Origin of the sequence: Pseudobutyrivibrio ruminis (assembly GCF_015057245.1) — a bacterium.
GTDB lineage: Bacteria > Bacillota > Clostridia > Lachnospirales > Lachnospiraceae > Pseudobutyrivibrio > Pseudobutyrivibrio ruminis_E.
On the sequence record NZ_SVET01000033.1, the window covers coordinates 1 to 3,636 of the forward strand.

Annotated in this window: 6 protein-coding genes; all 6 read left to right on the top strand. The window is 39.4% G+C overall.

Features of this window, described 5'->3' with window-relative positions:
- Positions 1-273 (top strand): hypothetical protein (locus tag E7274_RS14295; RefSeq protein ID WP_304176898.1); only part of this gene is annotated, 273 nt, incomplete at its 5' end.
- Between the two features lie 202 nt (positions 274-475).
- Positions 476-1,096: a GDSL-type esterase/lipase family protein gene (locus E7274_RS14300; protein WP_097075805.1), complete on the top strand. Its 621-nt coding sequence runs from the start codon at positions 476-478 to the stop codon at positions 1,094-1,096.
- 22 nt (positions 1,097-1,118) lie between these two features.
- Positions 1,119-2,018 (top strand): transporter substrate-binding domain-containing protein, encoded by a 900-nt coding sequence (locus E7274_RS14305; RefSeq protein ID WP_304176901.1) that lies wholly within the window; start codon positions 1,119-1,121, stop codon positions 2,016-2,018.
- Positions 2,019-2,056: 38 nt separating this feature from the next.
- The gene (locus E7274_RS14310; protein WP_304176903.1) at positions 2,057-2,716 is read left to right on the top strand and encodes an amino acid ABC transporter permease; all 660 of its coding nucleotides are present in this window, start codon (positions 2,057-2,059) and stop codon (positions 2,714-2,716) included.
- A complete protein-coding gene (locus E7274_RS14315) occupies positions 2,697-3,371 on the top strand; it encodes an amino acid ABC transporter permease (RefSeq protein ID WP_033153836.1) in 675 nt (224 codons plus the stop codon). Before E7274_RS14310 ends, E7274_RS14315 begins: the two co-directional genes overlap by 20 nt.
- Positions 3,371-3,636: ATP-binding cassette domain-containing protein (locus E7274_RS14320; protein ID WP_304176906.1), on the top strand; the 266-nt coding region annotated here is incomplete at its 3' end. The genes E7274_RS14315 and E7274_RS14320, both read left to right, overlap by 1 nt.

The window sequence follows — 3,636 nt, forward strand, 5'->3', positions numbered from 1 at the left end:
ATATCAAGTTTAAATTCTAAAATTAGAAAGCAAAGTTCTTATCTAAATGACATTGCCGCCGTCCTAGCGGCAGCTGCTCATCCATATCAAATATCTCTTTTTGTTCTACTAAACTCATTCCAAAATCGCCCAAAGGTTACCATAGTTTTGGAAATCCATATATATACAACAACATTGTGTCCGTCCTTAGACATACAGATTCAGAAAATGTACAGACCTGCAAAAGACACCTGCAAATTAAGAATGCGAGCCTTGCGTCTTAGAAAAACATAATATTCATGCGATGTTACATACTGGCAGTGGTGCGGCGTGGCCCAGGGGGAGCCCAAGAGACAGAGTGTGGGGATTAGGTGGATGGTGGCTTTGCTATAGGTTTTGTTGATAACGGTGTATAGGAAACCTTGATTATAAAACCTATTGACCTAGTAGGTAATAAGAGATAAGATATCACACATAACAAGGAAGGAGGTAGCAGATGAAAAATATATTGTGTTTTGGAGATTCAAATACATATGGTCTTCGCCCAGATAATGGGGATAGATATGGTAGTGATATCCGCTGGACAGGAATTCTTTCAAAGAAGCTTGGTACCTCCGACTACAGAGTTGTTGAGGAAGGGTTGTGTGGAAGGACTACAGTGTTTGAGGATAGGACACGAATCGGCAGAAACGGTTCATTATATCTTCCAGTATTTTTAGAGTCACATTATCCAATAGACACGGTGGTGCTGATGCTTGGTACAAATGATTGCAAATCAATTTACAATGCATCGTCAGTTGTTATTGGCCGAGGGATAGAAATTCTTCTGAAACAGATTAGGTCATATAAGAAGGATATGGAAATCATCCTGGTGTCACCTATTCACTTGGGAGAAAAGGTATGGCAGAACAATTATGATCCTGAATTCAATGAACACTCTGTAGTGATTTCTAAAGAATTGAAAGCAGTCTTTAGAAAGCTCGCCGAGGAGTATGACTGTAAGTTTTTGGCAGCATCTGATGTGGCGAAGCCATCAGAATTGGATCAGGAGCACATGGACGCCAAAAGCCATGAGTTACTCGCGGGAGCCATATATGAAAAATTGGTAAAAATATAAGAATAGAAAGAGGACGATTATTATGAAAAACAATTTACTTAAGAAATTATCAAGCGGATTACTTATTACAGCACTTACAGCTACAGCATTTGTTGGATGCGGAAATTCCAGTGCAGATGCAGGAGAGGAAGTAAAGGATGCAAGTGTGGAGGCAGGCGCAGATGCTGCAGATTCAAATGCAGGCTTTAGAACACTTGATGAGATTAAGGAAAGCGGAACAATTAACATTGGTGTTTTCTCAGACAAGAGCCCATTTGGTTATGTAGATGAAAATGGAGAGTATGCAGGATACGATGTTTATTTTGCAGAAAGAATTGGTGAGGATCTTGGTGTTGAGATTAACTACGTATCAACAGAAGCTGCAAACAGAATTGAGTACCTTCAGACAGGAAAGGTTGATATCATTCTTGCAAACTTTACTGTAACAGAAGAGAGAGCACAGGAGGTTGATTTCGCACTTCCATACATGAATGTTGCACTTGGCGTTGTATCACCTTCAGATGCAGTTATCGAAAGTCTTGATGATATAGGTGAGGATGATCAGGTAATTGTTATTTCTGGTACAACAGCAGAGACATACCTTACAAAGAACTATCCTGATATCAAGCTTCAGAAGTACGATGCATATGCAGAGGCAAAGACAGCATTTGAAAACGGCAACGGCGTAGCATGGGCAAATGATAATACAGAGGTTATCGCATTTGCGATAGAGAATGAAGGATACACAGTAGGTATTCCAGAGCTTGGTGACCAGGATACAATCGCTCCAGCTGTAACAAAGGGTAATGAGACACTTCTCAACTGGCTTAACGAAGAGCTTGATACACTTGGAGATGAGAACTTCTTCCACGCTGACTATGAGGCAACTCTTCTTGATACATACGGTGCTGACTACGAAGAGACTCTTGTAGTAGAGCAGTAAGATTCTTAAAGAAAATTTGAAAGGCTATTTATTTAGTAATGGATATAAGTATTCTTAGAGAATATATTCCACTATATAAAGAAGCACTTTTACTTACAATGAAGATAGGATGGCAGGGCATATTAATGAGTCTAATCATTGGACTTGTGGGCTCTGCTATCCTGCATTTTAAAGTTCCAGTGCTTAAAACGATTATTGGAATATATATTGAAATTTTTAGAAACACACCACTTTTGGTTCAATTGTTTTTTATCTACTTTGCATTGCCAAAGGTAGGAATCAGAATAACTGCGGAAACATGCGGTGTTCTAGGACTAGGACTTCTAGGCGGAGCCTATATGATTGAAACCTTTAGAAGTGGTCTGGAAGCAATTCCTGTAATACAAACCGAAAGTGCACTCAGCCTTGGTATGAATGAATATCAGACCTTGTGGCATGTAATTATGCCTCAGGCAATCTCTATCAGTGTGCCAGGACTTTTGGCCAACGTAATATTCTTATTAAAAGAGACATCAGTGTTTTCAACAATCAGTCTCATGGACCTGATGTTTACTGCAAAGGATTTAATAGGAATGTACGCAAAGACAATTGAGTGTCTGTTCCTTCTGGTTGTATTCTACCTGATTATGCTCCTTCCAGTATCAATTATAGGAGCGATTGTGGAAAGGAGGTTGCGCTATGGCCAGTTTGGGGATTGATGTTCTGTTCAAAGGAACAAACTTCATGAGATTGCTTCAGGGCTTGTGGGTTTCAATTGAAATCAGCCTTATATCCGTTGCAATTAGCATTTTACTTGGACTTGTTGTCGGTGTATTGATGACAGTCGATAATAAGATTTTAAAAGCTGTATTGAAGCTATATCTTGAAACAGTAAGAATCATGCCACAGATGGTGCTTCTTTTCATTGTGTATTTTGGAACCACCAGAGTCTTCGGTTGGGACTTATCTGCGGAGGCTTCAGCAATATTTGTATTCACCTTCTGGGGCACAGCAGAGATGGGGGATTTGGTAAGAGGTTCTATAAAAAGCATTCCTCGTATCCAATTTGAATCTGCATATGCTCTTGGTATGGATAAGCTTCAGACCTATTTATACATAATACTGCCACAGACAATAAGACGTTTGATTCCACTATCAATCAACCTTATTACCAGAATGATTAAGACAACATCACTGGTAATGATGATTGGTATTGTGGAAGTTTTGAAGGTAGGACAGCAGATTATCGAGGCAAACAGAAACACTTCACCAAATGCTGCATTCGGTGTGTTTGGCGTGGTAATGCTTCTGTATTTCCTGGTTTGCTGGCCAATTAGTAGACTTAGTATTTATTTGGAGAAAAGGTGGGCGTAATGAGCGAATTATTAAAGGTTACACATTTACATAAGGAATTTGGAAACAATGTTGTTTTAAAAGATATCAACCTTTCTGTAAAAAGAGGAGAGGTTGTAGTTATCATCGGACCATCAGGCTGTGGTAAAAGTACATTTCTTAGATGCTTGAATGGTTTGGAGGAAATTCAGGGAGGCATCATTACCGTTGATGGACTTCCAGTGGAGGCTGATAAAAGAGATATCACAAAGCTTCGCCAGAAGATTGGAATGGTGTTCCAGTCTTA